Below are 21,163 nucleotides of genomic sequence, written 5' to 3'. Positions count from 1 at the left end.
GCGGGGGCGAGCGGATGCACGAGCACACGTACGGGCCGTCGGAGACCGGGAGCGTCGTCCTCGATCTGGGCGGCGACACCGGTGCCCTGATCGTCTACACGGGTCGTGATCTGCATGGCCGGGAGATTGAGATCAGTCGCGACGATGATCGGCGGGTGCACTCGGCGGTGCGCGAGCGCCGGGTGCGGGACGGCTCGTTCCACAGTGCGGTCTATCCGGATCTGCCAAGCGGGATTTATACCGTCTGGTGGGACGACCGTACGCCCGCCGGCACGATTTCTGTCCATGGTGGAGAGATAGCCGAGTTTGCCTGGCCCAGCAGCGGTTTTGGGGTCGCTGGCTGACCTCGACGCATCGGTTTCACCGCCGCGCCCCGTCCACATTGTGGACGGGGCGCGAGTGCTGTCCACGGCTCGACGGGCGGTCTGCGCCGCGCCGCGTTAACCTGTCCCCCACCAAGATCAGCTTAGGGGTGGAGGTCTCTGGTGCCGTCCGGTCGGCGACTCTTCGGGGAAGCGCCACGGCAGAAAAGTCGGGCAACTCGCCGGAGAGGGCGTTACTCGGCCGGGGTCTGAATCGATAGGGCAGGTTGCGAGGCTGGACGGCCCGAGTGGCCGGCCGGGGGTGTCGGGAGGGCGACTCCATTATCAAGTTTGGCTTGACGGCGCACGCATTACACGCGTGTAATTTGAATGGGGTTGTTCGCACGGAACGCAACAAAACGGGACCGGACGGACAAGCACGCCTTTCGCGTGGGGGGTTGCAGCGGCGATGACGCCGGTGCGCGACAAGGAGGCATTTGATGGACGGCCAGCTTGAGGTGGCCGACCTGCTCGGAAACGCGCCGGAGTGGCAGGAGCGGGCGTTGTGCTCGCAGACCGACCCCGAGGCGTTCTTTCCCGAGAAGGGCGGCTCGACCCGCGAGGCGAAGCGGATCTGTTCGCGTTGCGAGGTCAAGACCGAGTGCCTTGAATACGCTCTCGGGCACGACGAGCGGTTCGGCATCTGGGGTGGGCTCTCCGAGCGGGAGCGGCGCAAGTTGAAGCGGCGGGCCGCCTGAGCGGTGCAGGTCTGGGCCGGGGGGCCCGCCTGGGCGGTGTGAGGTCGAGGCGGTGGGGGCCGCCCGACTCTCCGCTCGGGGGTTGGCTCAGGCGAGCTCGTCCGGGTCCACCCCGAGAAGGTTCGCCACCTGTTCGATGATCACGTCGTGGACGAGATCGGCGAGGTCCTCACGGTCCATCGCCCGGAACTCCAGGGGCCGCCGGTACAGCACGATCCGCGGCGGCACCTCCTGCCGGCCCGGGCGACCGGGCAGCAGCCGGGCCAGCGGGACCTCGCCGTCCTCCAGCACATCGGAGTCGTAGACGTTCAGGTCCGGCGGGACGTCCTCGACCGCGAACTCGACCCCGGCCAGCTCCTTGGCGAACCGACGCTCCAGCGTCTCGACGGTGTCCAGGACCAGGTCGTCGAAGACCTCGGCCTTGGTCCGCGCCAGCGGCACGGTGGCCGGCACCAGCCGCCCGCGCAGGCCGCGCCCGTGCCGGTCACGATGCGCACGCCGGCCGGAGCCGGGGCGGCGGTGTTCCGGGCTCGTCATGAGGCAAAGGGTAGCGCCCGTGTCGGGCTGGCCAGCGGCAGCGCCGATCCCGTGGCGCGGCGCGCCCAGGACGGTCGACTGTGATCACCATGACGGGCGTGTCGCAACGCGAAGCGATGCGCTGGACCCGGTAATGGAGATACCCTGCCGCACGTGAGGTCACCACGGCGCTGCTCCCGTAACGGCTGCCCCCGGCAAGCGGTCGCCACATTGACCTATGTCTACAACGAGTCGACAGCGGTGGTGGGGCCGTTGGCGGCGTTCGCCGAGCCGCACACGTACGACCTGTGCGAGCCGCACGCCCGCAGCCTGACCGCCCCGCGGGGCTGGGACGTCGTCCGGCACGAGGGCGAGTTCGAGCCGCCGCCGCCCACGACCGACGACCTGGTCGCGCTGGCCGAGGCGGTTCGCGAAGCCGCCCGCCCGGCCCCCCGCCCCCCGGAGCCGGACCAGAGCCGCCCCGAGAACCCCCACCAGACGGGCCGCCGAGGCCACCTCCGAGTAATCCCCCCCAACCACTAACCGGGCCCCCAGCGCTCCCCTCTTTCCGGCGTTGATCAAGAGGTTTCGGTCATCAGCTGGCGCGTTTTTGACGCAAACCTCTTGATCAACACCAGTGGGTGGGTGCGTTAGAGCTTGGTCCAGGCTTCGGTTAGGACTGTGCGGAGGATCTGCTCGATCTCGTCGAAGTGCTGCTGCTCGGCGATCAGTGGCGGGGCCAGCTGGATGACGGGGTCGCCCCGGTCGTCGGCCCGGCAGTAGAGGCCCGCCTGGAACAGGGCGGTGGAGAGGAAGCCCCGCAGCAGGCGCTCCGACTCGGCCTCGTCGAAGGTCTCCCGGGTGGCCTTGTCCTTGACCAGTTCGATCCCGTAGAAGTAGCCGTCGCCGCGGACGTCGCCGACGATCGGCAGGTCGTGCAGCTTCTCCAGGGTGGCCCGGAAGGCGTCCTCGTTGGCGCGTACGTGCCCGACCAGGTCCTCGCGGGCGAAGACCTCCAGGTTGGCCAGGGCCACCGCGCAGGAGACCGGGTGCCCACCGAAGGTCACCCCGTGCGCGAACATGCCGGTCTCGGTGAGGAACGGTTCCATCAGCCGGTCGCTGGCGATCATCGCGCCGAGCGGGGCGTAGCCGGAGGTGATGCCCTTGGCGGTGGTGATGATGTCCGGCTGGTAGCCGTAGCGCACCGCGCCGAAGTACTCGCCCAACCGCCCCCACGAGCAGATCACCTCGTCCGAGACGAGCAGCACGTCGTACGCGTCGCAGATCTCCCGTACCCGCTCGAAGTAGCCGGGCGGCGGCGGGAAGCACCCGCCGGAGTTCTGCACGGGCTCCAGGAAGACCGCGGCGACAGTGTCCGGCCCCTCCCGCTCGATGGCCCGACCGATCTCGTCGGCGGCCCAGCGGCCGAACGCCTCGGGGTCGTCGCCGTGCTCGGGCGCCCGGTAGAAGTTCGTGTTCGGCACCTTGATCGCACCCGGCACCAGTGGCTCGAAGTCGCTCTTGATGCCCGGCAGGCCGGTGATCGACAGGGCTCCCATGGAGGTGCCGTGGTAGGCGATGTACCGGCTGATCACCTTGTACTTGTTGGGCTTTCCGGTGCGCTTGAAGTAGGCGCGGGCCAGCTTCCACGCCGCCTCGACTGCCTCGGAGCCTCCGGTGGTGAAGAAGATCCGGTTGAGGTCGCCAGGGGTGAGCGCGGCGATCCGCTCGGCCAGTTCGATGGCCTTCGGGTGGGCGTACGACCAGAGCGGGAAGTAGGCCAGTTCACCGGCCTGCTTGGCGGCAGCCTCGGCCAGTTCGGTGCGGCCGTGGCCGGCGTTGACCACGAAGAGCCCGGCGAGCCCGTCCAGGTAGCGGCGACCCTGCGCGTCCCACACGTACGCTCCCTCGCCGCGCACGATGGTCGGCACCTCACCGGCGGAGTAGCTCGCCATCCGGGTGAAGTGCATCCAGAGGTGGTCGGTGGCGTTGGCCATGTCGAGCCCCATCGGTCGTCGGGCCGGTTCAAGGGGTGAGGCCGGCCGCTCTGTCAACGGTTATCGCACAGTTTCAACCTCCGGGGCAAGTGTTATCGGCGGTATCACGGTCAGTTGGCGACGGATTTAGCGCACACGCGTCACGGATGCAACGGAATCCGTACTGCCGTTGGCTGCTTCGTCGGCGGTCGGCGGTCGGCGGTCGGCGGGTCGGCGGTCGGCAGGAGCCGGAGGTGTGCTGGTGGCCGCCCTTTGGAGCTGAATCGTTTACGGCATCACACCAGCCGGTCGGGATGGCGCTCGGCTGCCCAGGTAGTGCCTGCCGGCCGCCGAATCGTTTGCGACATCAGCTCCAAAGGGCCTGGTCGGGGGAAGCGCCTCCTTCGGCTGCCGGCTCGATCCACCCCGCGGTTCGCTGAGATCGCGGTGTCCGGACGTGATTGATACCGCGTTATCGGTGAAGTCGAGTGGATCAAGCACGAACGCCGGGCGCGACAAGCGAGCGTCAGGCCGTACCCCAGGTGTAGGTCTGCTTGCGGAGCTTGAGATAGACGAACGCCTCGGTGGAGAGCACCCCGGGCACCGCGCGCAGTCGTTGCAGGATCTCCAGCAGGTGGTCGTCGTTGCGGCAGACCACCTCGGTGAGCAGGTCGAACGACCCGGCCGTGATCACCACGTAGTCGACCTCGTCCAGCTCGGCCAGCCGGTCGGCGACCGCCTCCAGGTCGCCGTCGGTACGTAGGCCGATCATCGCCTGCCGGTTGAAGCCGAGCTGGAGGGGATCGGTCACCGCCACGATCTGCATCACGCCGGAGTCGATCAGCCGCTGCACCCGCTGGCGGACCGCGGCCTCGGACAGCCCCACCGCCTTGCCGATCGTGGCGTACGGGCGGCGGCCGTCCTCCTGGAGTTGCTCGATGATCTGCTTGGCCACGTCATCCAGCAGAGCGTGATTGGCGCCTTCACGGACAGCGACGCGTCGACCGCCGTTGCTGTTCTCGTGCTGCCGGTTTGTCATTGCCCGCTCCCCATATCCCGAATCGTGATGTCGCGCGTGTATCCCCGCGTAGTCTGGCGTATTTCGTCGTGCATCGCTATTCCCGCAACGGAATCCCTTGTAAGGGAGGTCACCTCATGTCAGGATCAGTCGTCCATGGCACTTGACCCTCCCGACATTCCCGCCGGCGTGCCTCCCCGTCCCGCCCGCCGACGATGACCCCCTAGGAGTCGTCATGCGTACTCCCCTCCGGCCCCTCTCCCGGCGTGGACTGCTCACCGGCACTCTCGGTTCGGCTGCCCTGCTCAGCATGGGCGGCAGCCTCGCGGGCTGCGGCACCAAGGGCGCGCAGCAGACCGAAGCCGGCTGCGTCAGCGAGGACCTCTCCGGCACCGAGAAGAAACTCGCCTTCGCCAACTGGCCGCAGTACATGGACGTGGACGACACTGACGAGTCCGAGCGGCCGAGCCTCGACGAGTTCATCACGAAGACCGGCATTCAGGTGACCTACACCGAGGACATCAACGACAACAACGAGTTCTTCGGCAAGGTGCAGAACCAGCTCGCCGCCTGTCAGAGCACCGACCGGGACATCATCGTGCTGACCGACTGGATGGCGGCCCGGATGATCCGGCTCGGCTGGATCCAGAAGCTGGACCCGGCGAAGATCCCGAACGTGCAGGCCAACCTGCTTCCGTCGCTGCTCAACCGCCCCTTCGACGCCGAGAACCGGATCTCCATTCCGTGGCAGTCCGGCCTCGCCGGCCTTGCGTACAACGGCAACGTCACAAAGGAACTGCGGACTGTCGACGAACTGCTCACCCGCCCCGACCTCAAGGGCAAGGTGACAGCGCTCAGCGAGATGCGCGACACCATGGGTCTGCTGCTCGGGTCGAACGGGCACGACCCGGCGAACTTCACCGCCGCCCAGTTCGACGACGCCCTCAACAAGCTCAAGAAGGCCGTCGACTCCGGGCAGATCCGCAAGTTCACCGGCAACGACTACGCGCCCGACCTGGCCAAGGGCGACATCGCCGCGTGCATCGGCTGGTCCGGCGACGTCATCCAACTGTCCGGTGAGGACGAGAAGGTGCGGTTCGTCGCGCCGGACTCCGGCGTGATGCTTTACAGCGACAACATGATGGTCCCCAACAAGGCCACCCACAAGGGCAACGCCGAAGCGCTGATCAACTACTACTACGAGCCGGCGGTCGCGGCGAAGCTCGCCGCGTACGTCAACTACATCTGCCCGGTCAAGGGCGCCCAGGCCGAGATGGAGAAGATCGACCCCGAGTTGGCCGCCAACCCGCTGATCTTCCCCGACGAGGCGCTGCTGTCGAAGTCCAAGGTGTTCATGGCCCTGGACGAGAAGCAGGAGAAGGAGTACGAGGGCAAGTTCCAACAGGTCATCGGGGCGTGACGAGGATGGCGCGCGAGACACCCGCCGGCGACCTGCGCCTGGCCAACCTCACCAAACGGTTCGGCGTCTTCACCGCTGTCGACGACCTGAGCCTGACCATCGAGCAGGGCTCGTTCTTCGCACTGCTCGGCGCGTCCGGCTGCGGCAAGACCACCACGTTGCGGATGATCGCCGGTCTGGAGGAGCCGACCAGCGGCCAGGTGCTGCTCGGTGACCGGGACATCGCCCGGCTGCGGCCGTACAAGCGGCCGGTCAACACCGTCTTCCAGAGCTACGCGCTCTTCCCGCACCTCGACATCTTCGAGAACGTGGCCTTCGGGCTGCGTCGACGGGGCATCCGCTCGGTCGACGACGAGGTCACCCGGATGCTGTCGCTCGTGCAACTCGACGGCTACGGCAACCGCCGCCCCGCCCAGCTCTCCGGAGGTCAGCAGCAGCGGGTCGCGCTGGCCCGCGCCCTCATCAACCGACCGCAGGTGCTGCTGCTCGACGAGCCGCTGGGCGCCCTCGACCTCAAGCTGCGCCGGCAGATGCAGATCGAGCTGAAGCGCATCCAGACCGAGGTCGGCATCACCTTCGTCCACGTCACCCACGACCAGGAGGAGGCCATGACCATGGCCGACACCGTCGCGGTGATGAACGCCGGCCGGATCGAACAGTTGGGTGCACCGGCCGACATCTACGAGTTTCCCGCCACCGCCTTCGTCGCGAACTTCCTCGGCCAGTCCAACCTGCTCGCCGGCGAGGCCACCGGCGTCAGCGGCGGCGACGTCGCGGTGACGGCGCACGGCACGCGCCTCTCGGTGCCCGCCGGCCGGTCACGGGCCGACCACGGCCCTGTCCACCTGGGGGTACGCCCCGAGAAGCTGATTCTGGTCGGCTCCGCCGACCAGGTGCCCGCGGGGCATCAGCACGTCACCGGAGTGGTCACCGACGCCTCCTACGTGGGAGTCAGCACGCAGTACCTGCTGCGCACCGGCTGGGGCACCGAGTTGTCGGTCTTCGCCGCCAACAGCGGAACGTCGACGCGGGTGGCGGTCGGCAGCGAGGCCGTGGCGTACTGGGATCCACGGCACGCGTTCCTGCTGCCCCGTGACGCCGCCGACAGCGACCGCACGTCGCCGGTGCTCGACGAGCCGGTGGGTGCGTCGTCGTGACCCTCCTGGCTCCCACCGGAGCGGGGCACCCGCCACCCGCGCCACCGGCAGCCCGGTCCGGGCGGCGCCGACTCCTGCCGTACCTGCTGTTGTTGCCCGGCGCGGCCTGGCTGCTCATCTTCTTCGGCGTGCCGCTGCTGCAGTTGGCGGCGGCCAGCCTGTACGACCCCAGCGGTTCGCTCTCCACCGGGTACGTGATGACCTGGGCGGTCGGCAACTACCCGGACGTGGTGCAGGCGTACTGGCCGCAGTTCCTGCGGTCGTTCGGCTACGCCGGGTTGGCCCTGCTGCTGGCGCTGCTGCTGGGCTACCCGCTGGCGTACGCGATCGCGCAGAAGGCCGGCCGTTGGAAGAACCTGCTGCTGGTGTGCGTCGTCGCGCCGATGTTCACCAGCTTCCTGGTCCGCACGCTGGCCTGGAAGACGATCCTGTCGGACAACGGCGCGCTCGTCGGTCTGCTGCGGGACGTGCACCTGCTCGCCCCGGACGGTCGGCTGCTGGCCACCCCGTTCGCTGTGGTGCTCGGCCTGACGTACAACTTCCTGCCGTTCCTGGTGCTGCCGCTGTACGCCAGCCTGGAGCGGCTGGACCACCGGTTGCTGGAGGCGGCCACCGACCTGTACGCGAGTCCGGTGCAGGCGTTCCGTCGGGTGACACTTCCGCTCTCCATGCCCGGTCTGGTCGCCGGCACGCTGCTGTTCTTCATCCCGGCCAGCGGCGACTACATCAACGCCGAACTGCTCGGCACCCCGAACGAATACATGATCGGCAACGTCATCGACTCGGCGTTCCTGGTCCGACTGGACTACCCGCAGGGCGCCGCGCTGTCGTTCCTGCTGATGGCGGCGATCCTCGCGGTGGTCTTCGGCTACCTCCGTCGAGCCGGCACGGAGGAGGTCCTCTAATGCGACTTTCGCGCTGGTTGGCGGACCGCTGGGTGATGATCGTGGCGTTGCTGGTGCTCGGCTACCTGGCGCTGCCGATCCTGGTGGTGGCCGCGTTGTCGTTCAACAGGCCGTCGAGCCGGCTGTCGTACGACTTCAACGAGTTCACACTGGACAACTGGCAGCAGCCGTGCGCCACCTCGGACATGTGCGACGCGGTGGTCCGCAGCGTGCAGATCGGCTTCATCGCCACTGTGGTCGCCACGGTGCTCGGCACCCTGATGGCGTTCGCGCTGGTCCGGCACCGCTTCCGTGGGCGGTCCGGGATCAACGTGCTGATCTTCCTGCCGATGGCCACCCCCGAGCTGGTGATGGGCACGTCGTTGCTGGCCCTGTTCGTGTCGGCGGGCGTACCGCAGGGGTTCTGGACCATCGTGATCGCGCACGTGATGTTCTGCGTGTCGTTCGTGGTGGTCACAGTGAAGGCGCGGCTCGCCGGGATGGACCGGCGGCTGGAGGAGGCCGCCATGGACCTCTACGCCAGCGAGTGGCAGACCTTCCGGCGGATCACCCTGCCGCTGGTGCTGCCCGGCATCGTGGCCGCCGCGTTGCTGGCCTTCTCGCTGAGCTTCGACGACTTCATCATCACGAACTTCAACGCCGGCACCACAGTCACGTTCCCGATGTACGTCTGGGGCGCCGCCCAGCGTGGCATCCCCCCGCAGGTCAACGTGATCGGCACCGCGATGTTCGCTGTCGCGCTGCTGCTCGTGGGGCTCAGCTCGCTGCGCGGTCGACGGGCCCGCCGTGCCAACCTGCTGGCCGGCCCGTCATGACCCTTCCGCATACCGGCCGGGCGCTGGCCGACGCGGCACCCGTGCCGTACTGGCTCGATCGCCCGGACCGCCCCGACCCGCTGCCGCCACTGGCTGGTCGGCACTCCGCCGACCTGCTGGTGATCGGCGGTGGTTACAGCGGGCTGTGGACCGCGTTGTTGGCGAAACAGGCGGACCCGGACCGGGACGTGCTGCTCGTCGACGCCGGGACTTGCGGTTGGGCCGCGTCCGGGCGCAACGGCGGGTTCTGCGCCGCCTCGCTGACCCACGGCCTCGCCAACGGCGTGGACCGGTTCCCCGACGAGGTCGGCGAGTTGGAACGCCTCGGCCGGGAGAACCTGGACGCCATCGCCGCCACAGTCGCCAAATTCGACATCGACTGCGACTTCGAGCGCACCGGCGAGTTGGCCGTCGCCGTCGAGCCGTACCAACTCGACGGGCTGGCCGCCGACGCGGACCTGGCCCGCCGGTACGGCCACCGCGTGCGCCTGCTCGACCGGGACGAGGTGCGCGCCGAGGTGCACTCACCGACGTACCTGGGTGGGATGTTCGACGCCGACCGGGTGGCCATGGTGGACCCGGCGAAGCTGGCCTGGGGTCTGCGCCGCGCCTGCCTCGACCTCGGCGTCCGGGTGCACGAACACACACGGGTCACCGGCCTGCGCGCCGACGGCCCGGCCCTGCACGCCAGCACAGTGGGCACCGACCCCGCCGCCGTGCCGGCCGACCGGGCCGACACCCGGGCCGCCGGCCTGCCCGGCTCGGTACGGGCACGGCGGGTCGTGCTGGCCACCAACGCGTTCCCACCGCTGCTGCGCCGGCTACGGGCGTACCTGGTGCCGGTCTACGACCACGTGCTGATGACCGAACCGCTCACCCCGGCCCAGCGCGACGCCATCGGTTGGCGCAACCGACAGGGGCTCGCCGACACCGCCAACCAGTTCCACTACTACCGGATCACCGCCGACGGGCGGATCCTCTTCGGCGGCTACGACGCCGTCTACCACTACGGCAACCGGGTCGCGCCCGAGCTGGAACAACGACCAGCCACCTTCACCACCCTCGCCCGCCACTTCTTCACCACGTTCCCGCAGCTCGCCGACGTGCGGTTCAGCCACCGTTGGGGCGGGGTCATCGACACCTGCACCCGGTTCTGCCCGTTCTTCGGCACCGCGTACGGCGGCCGGCTGGCGTACGCGGCCGGGTACACCGGCCTCGGCGTCGGAGCCACCCGCTTCGGGGCCCGGGTGCTGCTCGACCTGCTCGACGGTGGGAACACCCCGCTGACCGGTCTCGATCTGGTTCGCCGCAAGCCACTGCCGTTCCCACCGGAACCCGTCCGCGCGGTCGGCATCAATCTCACCCGCTGGTCACTGGCCCGCGCCGACGCGCGCGAGGGCCGGCGCGACCTCTGGCTCCGTACTCTCGATCGTTTCGGTTTGGGGTTTGATTCCTGATGCGTGTCCTCCTCGTCGGCGCCGGTGGCGTCGGCTCCGCCGCCGTAGCCATCGCCGCCCGACGGACCTTCTTCGAGACCATCGTGGTCGCCGACCACGACCCCGTTCGCGCACAGCGGGCGGTCGCCGGGCACGGTGACCGGTTCGTCGCCGCCCAGGTGGACGCCTCCTCGGCCGACGCGATCACCGCGCTGTGCCGCGAGCACCGGATCACGCACGTGCTGAACGCCGTCGACCCGCGGTTCGTCATGCCGATCTTCGACGGCGCGTTCGCGGCCGGCGCCGACTACCTGGACATGGCGATGTCCCTGTCGCACGCCGAGACCGGGGTGAAGCTCGGCGACGAACAGTTCGCGGTGGCCGACACCTGGTCGGCGGCCGGTCGGCTGGCGCTGTGCGGCATCGGCGTCGAGCCCGGCCTGTCGGACGTGTTCGCCCGGTACGCCGCCGACGAACTCTTCTCCGAGATCGACGAGATCGGCGTCCGGGACGGGGCGAACCTCACAGTCGACGGGTACGACTTCGCCCCCTCGTTCTCCATCTGGACCACCATCGAGGAGTGCCTCAACCCACCGGTCGTCTGGGAGAGAGACCGGGGCTGGTTCACCACCGAACCGTTCTCCGAGCCGGAGGTCTTCCACTTCCCCGAGGGAATCGGGCCGGTCGAGTGCGTCAACGTCGAGCACGAGGAGGTGCTGCTCATCCCGCGCTGGGTCAAGGCCCGGCGGGTCACCTTCAAGTACGGCCTCGGCGACGAGTTCATCGACGTGCTCAAGACGCTGCACAAGCTCGGCCTGGACGCGGTCTCCCCGGTGCGGGTCCGCGGCGTCGACATCTCCCCGCGTGACGTGGTGGCCGCGAGTCTGCCCGACCCGGCCACGCTCGGCGCCCGGATGCGCGGCAAGACCTGCGCCGGCACCTGGGTACGCGGCCTCGGCCCGGACGGGCAACCCCGGGAGGTCTACCTGTACCACGTGGTCGACAACGAGTGGTCGATGCGGGAGTACGGGCACCAGGCGGTGGTCTGGCAGACCGCCGTCAACCCGGTCGTCGCGTTGGAGTTGCTCGCCACCGGCGCGTGGGCCGGTGTCGGGGTGCTCGGACCGGAAGCGCTACCCCCGATGCCCTTCCTCGACCTGCTCACCGGCTACGGCTCGCCCTGGGGCATGGAGGAGCGGTGAACGTGCCCCGGCCCCCGCCCCCGCCCCCGCCCCCCGCGATCTTGCACTTTCTGTACTCACTTTTCCCCGCTTATCGGGCATTTCGGCGACAGGATCTGCAAGATCGCGGAGTGGGGATCGCGGAGCGCGGATTCTGGGGTGTAGGCCCTAGCACGGGAGGGGTTGGGGTTGGGGATTGTCCACAGGGGGGTGGGTTTTCCACAGGTAGTCATTGCAGGGCGTCGTCGGGGTCCTGAAATGGTCAGCTTGCTCCTATGGCTACTCAACTGTGGCGTACCGACGCGCTGATGCGGGAGCTCACCGTTGGACGGATCCGTACCCGGCTCGATCGCGAGGAATTGCACCGCGTACGCAGAGGGGTCTATGCGAACAAGCCCTGCGACGACGATGACGAACTGCGTGCCCTGATGCTCCGGCTACCCGATGGTGCGATGTTGGCGAGGCAGAGTGCCGCTCGCCGATACGGCTTCGGGGTGCTGCGCGACGATCTGATCCACATCCAGTTGCCCGCCGAGGTGCCAAAGCCCCGTCTGCCCGGGGTGGTCGTTCACCGGACGGTTCTACCCGCTCGGCCGGTCTTCGTCAGAGGTCTGCCCTGCGTACCGGCGGCGCGCTGTGCAGTCGACCTTGCTCGCGCCGTTCGGCGGCTCGACGCACTCCCGGTGCTCGACGCTGCGCTCCGGTCGGGCTTGATTACCCAGGATGAGCTGATGGCCGAGGTCGCGGCCCACAACGCATTGCGTGGTGTCCGGCAGGCCCGGCAACTCATAACGCTGGCGGACGGTAGGGCGGAGTGCCGACAGGAAAGCCAGTTGCGACTGATCCTGATCGACGGCGGGCTGCCCCCACCGGAGCCACAACTATGGGTGGCCGACCGCAATGGCATCCCTCTGTACCGGCTCGATCTGGGCTACCGCGAACGCCGAATCGGCATCGAGTACGACGGACTGTCGCACCTGGACCGTGACCGGCTCAGGTACGACCGGGAGCGGGTCAGCTGGCTGGACGCAGCCGGTTGGCGAATGCGCTATTTCACCGACCTTGACCTCTATCGCCGCCCCCAACACATCAAAGCCACCATCCGCGCAGCCCTCTCGTAGCCATCCCCACCCCCATTCCCGTCGATCTTGCACTTTGTGCCGCACAAATGTCTCTAATGCACTATTTGTCGTAACAGGAAGTGCAAGATCGACGGGGGTGGGACGGGATGGGGTGGGGGCTGGGGGAGTCTCCGTGATGCCGCTCACCCTCGCGGGCCAACCGCGAGGCCCTCGGTGGGGACGGACGACGCAGCTGGCATGACATGGGTGTGAAGTCGACATCCATGGGCTTGCGATGGTTTGCCCGCTGGACACTCGCGTGGAGGATGGCTGCGGCGGGTGCTTACAGAACCCTTAACCCGGGCCTGCGACGGTATGCCGGGCAAGCCGAACTCGGGGGAGCGGAAACGTGCGGGTGCTGGTGGCGGACGACGAGCGGTTGTTGGCGGACACGGTGGCCGAAGGGTTGCGCCGCCTGTCGATGGCCGTCGACGTCTGCTACGACGGTGACGGTGCGCTGGAGCGGGTCGGGGTGAACCGGTACGACGTCGCGGTGCTGGACCGGGACATGCCCGGGCACACCGGCGACGAGGTGTGCCGCAGCATCGCCGACTCCCAGGTCGGCACCCGGGTTCTGCTGCTCACCGCGGCGGCCGGCATCCGGGACCGGGTGGAGGGCCTCGGCCTCGGCGCGGACGACTACCTGACCAAGCCGTTCGCGTTCGCCGAGTTGGTGGCCCGGGTGCAGGCCCTGGGGCGACGGTCGACGCCGGCGCTGCCACCGGTGCTCGCTCAGGACGGCCTGGCGCTGGACGTGGGCCGGCACCTGGCCACCCGGGACGGCCGCCCGCTCGCATTGAGCCCGAAGGAGTTCGCGGTGCTGCACGTGCTGCTGCGCGCGGAGGGCCAGGTGGTCAGCGCCGAGGAGTTGCTGGAACAGGCCTGGGACGAGTTCGCCGACCCGTTCACCAACGCCGTACGGGTCACCGTGATGACCCTGCGCAAGAAGCTCGGCGATCCCGCGATCATCCACACCGTTCCGAAGGCCGGCTACCGCATCGGCGGCACGGCGTGAGCTGGACGCCCCGACGTCGGGTGCTGCTGGTGGGTCTGCTGGCGCTGCTGGCCGGGCCGGTGTTGCCGGCGATGGGCAAGTGGCTGTCGGGGGTGACCTGGACCTGGGGGCAGCAGTTCTGTGATCTGCCGATGCCCGGGTTGTATTCGGTGTGCCGCAGCGTACGGCCGGGGGCGTTCATGCTGCCCCTGGTGGCCGTCCTGCTCGTGACAGTGGCCGTCCTGGTGGGGCTGTGGTTCGCCGCCGTGTGGTGCCTGCGCCCGGTCGCTGACCTGGCCGGGCCGATCGGGCACCTGGGCCCGCAGAACCTCGGCCACCGGATCCGACCCCGGGGCCGCGACGAGCTGGCCCGGCTGTCCCGGGCGATCGACGAGATGATGGAACGCGTCTCCGCCGGGTACGAGGGGCAGCGGCGGTTCGCCGCGAACGCCTCGCACGAGCTGCGGACGCCCCTCGCGGTGCAGCGGACGCTCATCGAGGTCGGCATGGCCAGGACGCTCACCGGTGAGCAGTTGGAGTTGTTGACCAGTCAGCTGCTGGAGACCAACGAGCGCAACGAACGCCTGATCGAGGGCCTGCTCGCGCTCAGCGAGAGTGACCAGGGCCTCCGTTCGCGGATACCGCAGCGGTTGGACGCGATCGTCGAGGCGGTGCTGGCCGGATACGTGGACCGGGCCCGGGAGGCCGGGGTCACGGTGGAGACCCATCTCGAACCCCGGGTCGTCGTCGGTGAGCGGGTGCTGTTGGAGCGCCTGGTCACCAACCTGGTGGAGAACGGGATCAAGTACAACCGGCCGGGCGGTTCGCTGACGGTCGTGGTCAGCGGCGTGCCCGCGCTGTCAGTGGTCAACACCGGCCAGCCCGTGCCGGCGGAGGCGGTGGCCGGTCTGTTCGAGCCGTTCCGCCGACTCGCCCGGGACCGGACATCGCAGGGCGGCGGGGCCGGCCTGGGCCTGGCCATCGCCCGCTCGATCACCCAGGCGCACGACGGCATCATCGCGGCCCGGCCCGCCGAGTACGGCGGCCTGCGGGTCGACGTCCAGCTACCCACTCTGACCTGACACCTCCACCCACTCACCGGGGTCCACGTGCTGCTGGATCCCGCCTGTGGTGTGCCCGAAAAAGGAGAGACGATGACACGCACCGTTGGCCAGGTCCGGGCCGATGTCGAGGAGGCCAGCCGCTGGCTCGCCGGCCGGGTGGTCCGCACACCCGTGCTGCGGTCCCCGGTGATCGACGAACTCGCCGGGGCGCGGGTCCTGCTCAAGGCGGAGAACCTGCAGAACGGCGGCTCGTACAAGATGCGGGGCGCGCTGCGCGCGGTCGGCCGCCTCGCCGCGGCCGGCCACACCGGCGTGATCGCGCAGAGCACCGGCAACCACGCGGTGGCGGTGGCGTTGGCGGCCCGGAAGAACGGGCTTGCGGCGACAGTGGTGCTGCCGGTCGACGCGGCACCGACGAAGGTCGACCGGGCGCGCGCGGCGGGGGCGCGGGTGGTCTTCGCGGGCACCGGCGTCGAGGAGCGGGTGGCGGTGGCCAACGGGCTCAGCGACGAGAGCGGTCACCCCGTCATCGACGCGTACGACCACCCGGACGTCATCGCCGGGCAGGGCACCGCGAGCCTGGAACTGATCGAGGACGCCGAGCGCGCGGGCACGCCGTTGGACACGCTGGTCGTACCGGTGGGTGGTGGTGGCGGGGTGGCCGGCGCGTGCCTGGCCGCCGCCGGCTCCGCCATCGAGGTGTACGGCGTGGAGCCGGTGGGTTGCGACTCGCTCGCCCGCAGCCTGGCAGCCGGTGTACGCGTGCCGGTCGCGCCGGCGCCCACCATCGCGGACGGGCTGCGGCCGTCGTGCGTGGGTGAGCTGCCGTTCGCCATCGTGCGGGACACGCTGCGCGGGGTCGTCCGGGTCGACGACGAGGAGATCGCGGCGGCGTTCCGGCTGATCCTGACGGAGCTCAAGGTGCTCGCCGAACCGTCCGGGGCGGCCGGCCTGGCCGGCGCCCTCCGGCTTCCGCCGGCACGTGACCGGCAGCGGACGGTCGGCGTGGTGCTGACCGGCGGAAACGTGGAAGCGGCGCTGGTGGCCCAGTTGATGACCCCGCGATCCGCCGACCTCACCGGGGAAGGGGTGGCGGCGTGAGCGCGCCGGTTCGGATCGGAATCCTGTTCGGTGGACCGTCGGCGGAGCACGAGGTCTCCTGTGCCTCCGCGCTCGGGGTGGCCCGGGCGCTCGCCGGCGGCGGCTACCGCACTGTCGCCATCGGCGTCACCCGCAGCGGTGGGTTTCGCCTGATGCCCGACGCGCTGTTGGCCGAGTTGCGCGACCGGCCGGCCGGCGAGCGGGCCATCGACGACCAGTTGGTGGTGACCGGGCCGGCCGTCGAGTTGCGGGCCGGTCCGCGTCCGGGCGTCGTGCAGGTGTCCGCCGGTAACGCACCCGGCGCGGTGCACGCCGAGCTGGACGTGGTCTTCCCGGTGCTGCACGGCCCGTACGGCGAGGACGGTGTGGTGCAGGGGCTGCTGGAGTCGTTGAACGTGCCGTATGTCGGGTGCGGCATCCTCGCCTCGGCGGTGGGCATGAACAAGGTGGCGATGAAGCGGGCGCTGCGCGCCGAGGGCATCCCCGTCACCCCGTACGTGGCGTTCGACGCGCACACCTACCGGGCTGTCGACGACCCGGAGAAGCTGGTGACCGGGCTGAGTAGGCCACTCTTCGTCAAGCCGGCCAGCATGGGCTCGTCCATCGGCATCTCCCGGGTCGGCGAGGGTGACGACCTGGCCGCCGCCGTGGAGGAGGCGCTTCGCCACGACCAGCTCGTCATGGTCGAGCAGGGTGTCGCCGGCCGGGAGTTGGAGTGCGCGGTGCTCGGTGGCTGGCGCCCCGAGGCGTCGGCGGTCGGCGAGGTGCGGGTCAGCGGCGGCTGGTTCGACTACCAGCAGAAGTACTTCGGCGACGCCGACCCGATGATCGTCCCCGCCGTGCTGCCGGACGAGGTGACCGCGCGGGTACGCGAGCTGTCGCTGCGCGCGTTCGCCGCGATCGGCGGGTGGGGTCTGGCCCGGGTCGATTTCTTCTACGACGAGACGACCGGTGAGCTGTACGTCAACGAGCTCAACACGATGCCCGGCTTCACCGCGCACTCGATGTACCCGAAGGTGTGGGCCGCCGCCGGGGTCAGCTATCGGGAGGTGGTGGACCGGCTCGTCGAGTTGGCCCGGGTGCGGCACGCGGAACGGTCCGCGAGCGCGGCGGGGAGTGTCCGATGATCCTGCTCTCCGATCCCCGGGTGGCGGCGGTGCCCAGCGCCGACGACGGCGAGGAGTTCGTGGACCTGCGTGAGCTGCCGGAGCTGCGGCTCGACGGACGGGCCGCCGACCCGGCCGGGGCGTACGCCCGGTTGCGCGCCGGTGTCGTGGACCGTCTGCTGGCCGCGCAGCGTGCCCTGCCCGGTGGGCTGCGCCTGCTGGTGGTCGAGGGCTACCGGCCGTACCAGGCGCAACTGGCCATCTTCACCGGCTACCGGGACGAGCTGCGGCGACGGCACCCGGACTGGTCGCCGCAGCGGCTGCACCGGGAGACCACGAAGTTCGTCTCACCGGTCGAGGTGGCCCCGCACAGCACGGGCGGCGCTGTGGACCTGACGCTCTGTACCGACGACGGTGTGGAGCTGGACCTGGGCACGGCCATCGACGCCACCCCTGAGGACAGCGCCGACGCCTGCTTCACCGACGCGCCGTCGATCGTCGGCACCGCCCGTCGGCACCGGCAGATCATGGTGGACGCCCTCGGTGGCGCGGGGATGGTCAACTACCCGACCGAGTGGTGGCACTGGTCGTACGGCGACCGTTACTGGGCGCTGATCACCGGTGCTCCGCGCACCCGGTACGGACCCGTGGACCTGACCGCCGCACGATCGATACCCGTACCGGCTGAACGGTAGGGCGCTCCGGTCCGTACCAGGTGGGTGAAGACACCACCGAGGACGGGAGTGACGGCGATGAGGGTTCAGCGCAGGCACGTGCTGGCGGCGGGTGTGGCGGTGCTCGCCGTGGTGGGCGTGTCGGTGGGGACCAGCTTCGGGTTCGCCGACACGGCCCCGGCACGGTCGTCGGTCTGCTCCGGCTCGGTCACCTTCTCCGCGGAGGGCGGTGCGCCGGCGGCGACCAGCGACCGGTTCCCGGTGGGTACGCGGCTGCGGGTGACGAACCTGGACAACAACCGGGCGGCCACTGTGACCGTCACCGGCCCGTCGGGCAGTTGCGTGCTGCTCAACGCGGCGGCCATGGAGTTGGTCCGCGAGCCGGGGAAGAACGTGATCCGCCGCAACGTGGTGGAACGCGTCGACGGCGCGGCGCCGCCCGCCGGTGCTCCGGCCCCCGGCACGGTCCGCCCCGGTGCCGCGTCGCCCGGCGCGCCCGGCCCGGCACCCCGGTCGGCGTGCTCGGGGGCGATCACCTTCTTCGAGGAGGCGGCCGGGCCGGCGGCGACCAGCGGGCAGTTCCCGGTGGGCACCCGGCTGCGGGTGACCAACCTGGACAACAACCGGGCGACCACTGTGACGGTGACCGGCCCGTCCGGCAGTTGTGTGCTGCTGAACTCCGCGGCCATGGAGCAGATCCGGGAGCCGGGCAAGAACCTGGTGCGCCGCAACACTGTCGAGGTGCTTCGCTGACGTCGGCGGAGGGGCCCGCGCACCGGGCCCCTCCGCCACTCAGCCTGCTCCGCCGCTCAGCCGAAGGCGGCGTCGAGGACGTCCGCGCCCCGGCTGAGCTGCCCGTCGGGGATCACCAGTGGGGGCAGGAAACGCAGCACGTTGCCGTACGTGCCGCAGGTCAGGGTGAGTAGGCCGGCGGCGTGACAGGCCGCCGAGATCGCCGCGGTGGCGACCGGGTCGGGGGTGAGCGTGCCCGGCAGCACCAGTTCGATGGCGAGCATCGCACCCCGGCCGCGTACCTCGGCGACCCGGGGATCCCGCTCGGCGATGGCCCGGAGCCGGGGAACCAGCAGCGACTCGATCCGTCGGGCCGCGCCGGCCAGGTCCAACTCGTGCATGGTCTCGATGGTGGCCAGCGCGGCGGCGCAGGCGATGGGGTTGCCGCCGTACGTGCCGCCGAGCCCACCCACGTGCACCGCGTCCATCAGTTCGGCCCGACCGGTCACCGCAGCCAGCGGCAGACCACCAGCGATGCCCTTCGCCACTGTCACCAGGTCGGGTTCGACGCCCTCGTGCTGACAGGCGAACCAGTCACCGGTACGGCAGAAACCGGTCTGGATCTCGTCGGCGACGAAGACCACCCCGGCCGCCGTCGCCCAGGCCCGCAGCGCCGGCAGGAAACCCGGCGCGGGTACGACGAAGCCGCCCTCGCCCTGGATCGGCTCGATGAGCAGCGCGGCGACGTTCTCCGCGCCGACCTGCTTCTCGATCATCTCGATGGCCCGGGTCGCCGCCTCCGCGCCGGAGAGCCCGCCGTCGCGCAGCGGGTACGACATCGGCACCCGGTAGATCTCCCCGGCGAACGGCCCGAACCGGTGCTTGTACGGCATGTTCTTCGCGGTCAACGCCATGGTCAGGTTGGTCCGGCCGTGGTACGCGTGGTCGAACACCACGACCGCCGGCCGCCCGGTGGCGTGGCGGGCGACCTTCACGGCGTTCTCCACCGCCTCGGCACCGGAGTTGAACAACGCCGACCGCTTCTCGAACCCGCCGGGCGTCAACGCGTTGAGCTGCTCGCACACGGCCACGTACGACTCGTACGGCGCGACCATGAAGCAGGTGTGGGTGAACCGCTCCACCTGCGCCCGGACCGCCTCGACCACCCTCGGGGCCGAGTTGCCCACGCTGGTCACGGCGATGCCGGCGGCGAAGTCGATCCACTCCCGGCCGTCGACGTCGGTGATCGTCCCGCCCGACGCGTGGTCCACGTAGGACGGGATCACGCTGCCGACACCCCGGGCGACCGCACCGCCGCGCCGTTTGTGCAGCTCCTCGCTCGACGGCGCAGCGCCGCTCTTCGTTCGCGACTGCGGGGCTCGCAAACCCGGCTCACTCCTCGCGCTCACGGTTCAGCTCCCCAGGTTGTGCATGACGTGCTTGATCCGGGTGTAGTCCTCCAGGCTGTAGACCGAGAGGTCCTTACCGTGCCCGGAGTGCTTGAAGCCACCGTGCGGCATCTCCGAGACGAACGGGATGTGCGTGTTGACCCAGACGCACCCGAAGTCCAGGCGGCGGGTCATCCGCATGGCCCGGCCGTGGTCCCGCGTCCACACCGACGCGGACAGGCCGTAGTCGACGCCGTTGGCCCAGCGCACCGCCTCGTCCTCGTCGGAGAAGCGCTGCACGGTGATGACCGGCCCGAACACCTCGTCCTGGATGATCTCGTCGGCCTGACGCAGCCCGGAGACCACAGTCGGCGCGTAGAAGTAACCGCGTTCGCCCTGCCGGGACCCGCCCGTCTGGATCGCCGCGTGGTCCGGCAGGCGGTCCACGAAGCCGCTGACCCGGGTGAGCTGGTTGGCGTTGTTCAGCGGGCCGTAGAGCACGTCGGCGTCGTCCGGGGTACCGGTCTTCGTGTTGCGGGCCTGCTCGGCGAGCGCCGCCACGAAGTCGTCGTGGACGTCGCGGCCGGCCAGCACCCGGGTGGCAGCCGTGCAGTCCTGCCCGGCGTTGAAGTAGCCACCCAACGCGATGGCCTCGGCGGCCGCCGCCACGTCCGCGTCGTCGAAGATCACCACCGGGGCCTTGCCGCCCAGCTCCAGGTGGGTCCGCTTCAGGTCGGGGGCCGCCGCGGCGGCGACCTCCATGCCCGCGCGGGTCGAGCCGGTGATCGACACCAGCTGCGGGGTCGGGTGCGACACGAGGGTACGACCGGTGTCCCGGTCGCCGCAGACCACGTTGAACACCCCCGGCGGGAAGAACTCGGCGGCGATCTCGGCGAGCAGCAGCGTCGACACCGGGGTGGTGTCCGACGGCTTGAGCACCACAGTGTTGCCGGCGGCGAGCGCGGGGGCGATCTTCCAGACCGCCATCATCAGCGGGTAGTTCCAGGGGGTGACCTGCGCGCAGACGCCGATCGGCTCCCGCCGCACGTAGGAGGTGTGTCCGGCCAGGTACTCCCCGGCGGACCGTCCCTCCAACATCCGGGCGGCGCCGGCGAAGAACCGGAACTGGTCCACCGCCGGGGGAAGCTCCTCCTCGGCGGTGAGCTGGCGGGGCTTGCCGGTGTTGCGGACCTCGGCGTCGACCAGTTCGGCGGCGCGTGCCTCCACGGCGTCGGCGAGCTTGAGCAGCGCCCGTTGCCGCTCGGCGGGGGTGACCTCCCGCCAGCTCTCGAAGGCGGTGGCGGCGGCGCTCATCGCCGCGTCCACGTCGGCGGGGCCGGAGACCGGGGCCTGGGCGAACACCTCACCCGTGCAGGGGTCGACCAGGTCGGCGTAACCGCCATCGGCCGGGTCGACGTAGGAGCCGTTGACGAAGTTGCGCAGCTGCTGCTGGTCACTCATGGCGGGATCACTCCGAAGGGGGCCGGGGGCGGTTCTGC

The 21,163-nt window shown here is 70.1% G+C and carries 21 protein-coding genes; 16 read left to right on the top strand and 5 right to left on the bottom strand.

From position 1 onward, the window contains the following. Nucleotides 1-14: 14 nt before the first annotated feature. Complete coding sequence (locus OH804_RS23290) at nucleotides 15-344, top strand: phospholipase (RefSeq protein ID WP_406059505.1); 330 nt, start codon at nucleotides 15-17, stop codon at nucleotides 342-344. A 458-nt stretch (nucleotides 345-802) separates the two neighbouring features. Then, nucleotides 803-1,060, top strand: coding sequence for a WhiB family transcriptional regulator (locus OH804_RS23285; protein WP_007455784.1), 258 nt, complete (start codon nucleotides 803-805; stop codon nucleotides 1,058-1,060). A gap of 87 nt (nucleotides 1,061-1,147) precedes the next feature. Here OH804_RS23285 and OH804_RS23280 read toward each other — a convergent pair whose 3' ends face one another. Further along, entirely contained in the window at nucleotides 1,148-1,597 is a 450-nt protein-coding gene (locus OH804_RS23280) for a metallopeptidase family protein (protein WP_074316962.1), read from the bottom strand. Between the two features lie 153 nt (nucleotides 1,598-1,750). On the opposite strand from OH804_RS23280, the gene OH804_RS23275 reads away from it, so the two are divergent. Continuing rightward, complete coding sequence (locus OH804_RS23275) at nucleotides 1,751-2,119, top strand: DUF3499 domain-containing protein (protein ID WP_124822852.1); 369 nt, start codon at nucleotides 1,751-1,753, stop codon at nucleotides 2,117-2,119. Nucleotides 2,120-2,226: 107 nt separating this feature from the next. Here OH804_RS23275 and OH804_RS23270 read toward each other — a convergent pair whose 3' ends face one another. Together OH804_RS23270 and OH804_RS23265 are read right to left on the bottom strand one after the other, a co-directional pair. Further along, entirely contained in the window at nucleotides 2,227-3,573 is a 1,347-nt protein-coding gene (locus OH804_RS23270; RefSeq protein WP_196921191.1) for an aspartate aminotransferase family protein, read from the bottom strand. A 505-nt stretch (nucleotides 3,574-4,078) separates the two neighbouring features. Then, nucleotides 4,079-4,591, bottom strand: a complete 513-nt coding sequence (locus OH804_RS23265) for an Lrp/AsnC family transcriptional regulator (protein WP_196921192.1) — start codon at nucleotides 4,589-4,591, stop codon at nucleotides 4,079-4,081. Nucleotides 4,592-4,805: 214 nt separating this feature from the next. On the opposite strand from OH804_RS23265, the gene OH804_RS23260 reads away from it, so the two are divergent. The 13 genes from OH804_RS23260 (at nucleotide 4,806) to OH804_RS23200 (ending at nucleotide 18,297) form a co-directional block, all read left to right on the top strand. Then, nucleotides 4,806-5,990 carry an extracellular solute-binding protein gene (locus OH804_RS23260; protein WP_406059501.1) on the top strand — a complete coding sequence of 395 codons (1,185 nt, stop codon included), beginning with the start codon at nucleotides 4,806-4,808 and terminating at the stop codon, nucleotides 5,988-5,990. A 5-nt stretch (nucleotides 5,991-5,995) separates the two neighbouring features. Further along, on the top strand, nucleotides 5,996-7,147 hold the full coding sequence (locus OH804_RS23255; RefSeq protein ID WP_406066639.1) for an ABC transporter ATP-binding protein: 1,152 nt from the start codon (nucleotides 5,996-5,998) through the stop codon (nucleotides 7,145-7,147). After that, nucleotides 7,144-8,052: an ABC transporter permease gene (locus OH804_RS23250; RefSeq protein ID WP_406059499.1), complete on the top strand. Its 909-nt coding sequence runs from the start codon at nucleotides 7,144-7,146 to the stop codon at nucleotides 8,050-8,052. The genes OH804_RS23255 and OH804_RS23250 overlap by 4 nt, the downstream gene beginning before the upstream one ends. Then, complete coding sequence (locus OH804_RS23245) at nucleotides 8,052-8,867, top strand: ABC transporter permease (RefSeq protein ID WP_406059497.1); 816 nt, start codon at nucleotides 8,052-8,054, stop codon at nucleotides 8,865-8,867. Before OH804_RS23250 ends, OH804_RS23245 begins: the two co-directional genes overlap by 1 nt. Continuing rightward, on the top strand, nucleotides 8,864-10,324 hold the full coding sequence (locus OH804_RS23240; protein ID WP_406059495.1) for an NAD(P)/FAD-dependent oxidoreductase: 1,461 nt from the start codon (nucleotides 8,864-8,866) through the stop codon (nucleotides 10,322-10,324). Before OH804_RS23245 ends, OH804_RS23240 begins: the two co-directional genes overlap by 4 nt. Further along, complete coding sequence (locus OH804_RS23235; RefSeq protein ID WP_406059493.1) at nucleotides 10,324-11,505, top strand: saccharopine dehydrogenase C-terminal domain-containing protein; 1,182 nt, start codon at nucleotides 10,324-10,326, stop codon at nucleotides 11,503-11,505. Before OH804_RS23240 ends, OH804_RS23235 begins: the two co-directional genes overlap by 1 nt. 254 nt (nucleotides 11,506-11,759) lie before the next feature. Next, nucleotides 11,760-12,605, top strand: a complete 846-nt coding sequence (locus tag OH804_RS23230) for a DUF559 domain-containing protein (RefSeq protein ID WP_406059491.1) — start codon at nucleotides 11,760-11,762, stop codon at nucleotides 12,603-12,605. Nucleotides 12,606-12,954: 349 nt separating this feature from the next. Further along, complete coding sequence (locus OH804_RS23225) at nucleotides 12,955-13,620, top strand: response regulator transcription factor (RefSeq protein WP_196921199.1); 666 nt, start codon at nucleotides 12,955-12,957, stop codon at nucleotides 13,618-13,620. Then, the gene (locus tag OH804_RS23220; RefSeq protein WP_406059489.1) at nucleotides 13,617-14,681 is read left to right on the top strand and encodes a sensor histidine kinase; all 1,065 of its coding nucleotides are present in this window, start codon (nucleotides 13,617-13,619) and stop codon (nucleotides 14,679-14,681) included. Before OH804_RS23225 ends, OH804_RS23220 begins: the two co-directional genes overlap by 4 nt. Before the next feature lie 72 nt (nucleotides 14,682-14,753). Continuing rightward, nucleotides 14,754-15,764, top strand: a complete 1,011-nt coding sequence (locus OH804_RS23215) for a threonine/serine dehydratase (protein ID WP_406059487.1) — start codon at nucleotides 14,754-14,756, stop codon at nucleotides 15,762-15,764. Continuing rightward, nucleotides 15,761-16,891 (top strand): D-alanine--D-alanine ligase family protein, encoded by a 1,131-nt coding sequence (locus OH804_RS23210; protein WP_406059485.1) that lies wholly within the window; start codon nucleotides 15,761-15,763, stop codon nucleotides 16,889-16,891. Before OH804_RS23215 ends, OH804_RS23210 begins: the two co-directional genes overlap by 4 nt. Further along, nucleotides 16,888-17,565 carry a M15 family metallopeptidase gene (locus OH804_RS23205; RefSeq protein WP_406059483.1) on the top strand — a complete coding sequence of 226 codons (678 nt, stop codon included), beginning with the start codon at nucleotides 16,888-16,890 and terminating at the stop codon, nucleotides 17,563-17,565. The genes OH804_RS23210 and OH804_RS23205 overlap by 4 nt, the downstream gene beginning before the upstream one ends. Nucleotides 17,566-17,622: 57 nt before the next feature. After that, nucleotides 17,623-18,297: a hypothetical protein gene (locus OH804_RS23200; RefSeq protein ID WP_366341543.1), complete on the top strand. Its 675-nt coding sequence runs from the start codon at nucleotides 17,623-17,625 to the stop codon at nucleotides 18,295-18,297. Between the two features lie 56 nt (nucleotides 18,298-18,353). Here the strand turns inward: OH804_RS23200 and gabT are convergent, their stop codons facing one another. Then, nucleotides 18,354-19,661 carry a 4-aminobutyrate--2-oxoglutarate transaminase gene (gabT, locus tag OH804_RS23195; protein WP_406066637.1) on the bottom strand — a complete coding sequence of 436 codons (1,308 nt, stop codon included), beginning with the start codon at nucleotides 19,659-19,661 and terminating at the stop codon, nucleotides 18,354-18,356. A gap of 27 nt (nucleotides 19,662-19,688) precedes the next feature. Beyond that, nucleotides 19,689-21,125, bottom strand: a complete 1,437-nt coding sequence (locus OH804_RS23190) for a gamma-aminobutyraldehyde dehydrogenase (RefSeq protein WP_406059481.1) — start codon at nucleotides 21,123-21,125, stop codon at nucleotides 19,689-19,691. Between the last annotated feature and the right edge of the window lie 38 nt (nucleotides 21,126-21,163).

Source organism: Micromonospora sp. NBC_00860 (genome assembly GCF_045207375.1).
GTDB lineage: Bacteria > Actinomycetota > Actinomycetes > Mycobacteriales > Micromonosporaceae > Micromonospora > Micromonospora vinacea.
Note: the sequence above shows the minus strand (reverse complement) of the source record. Positions and strands in the feature narration are given on the sequence as shown.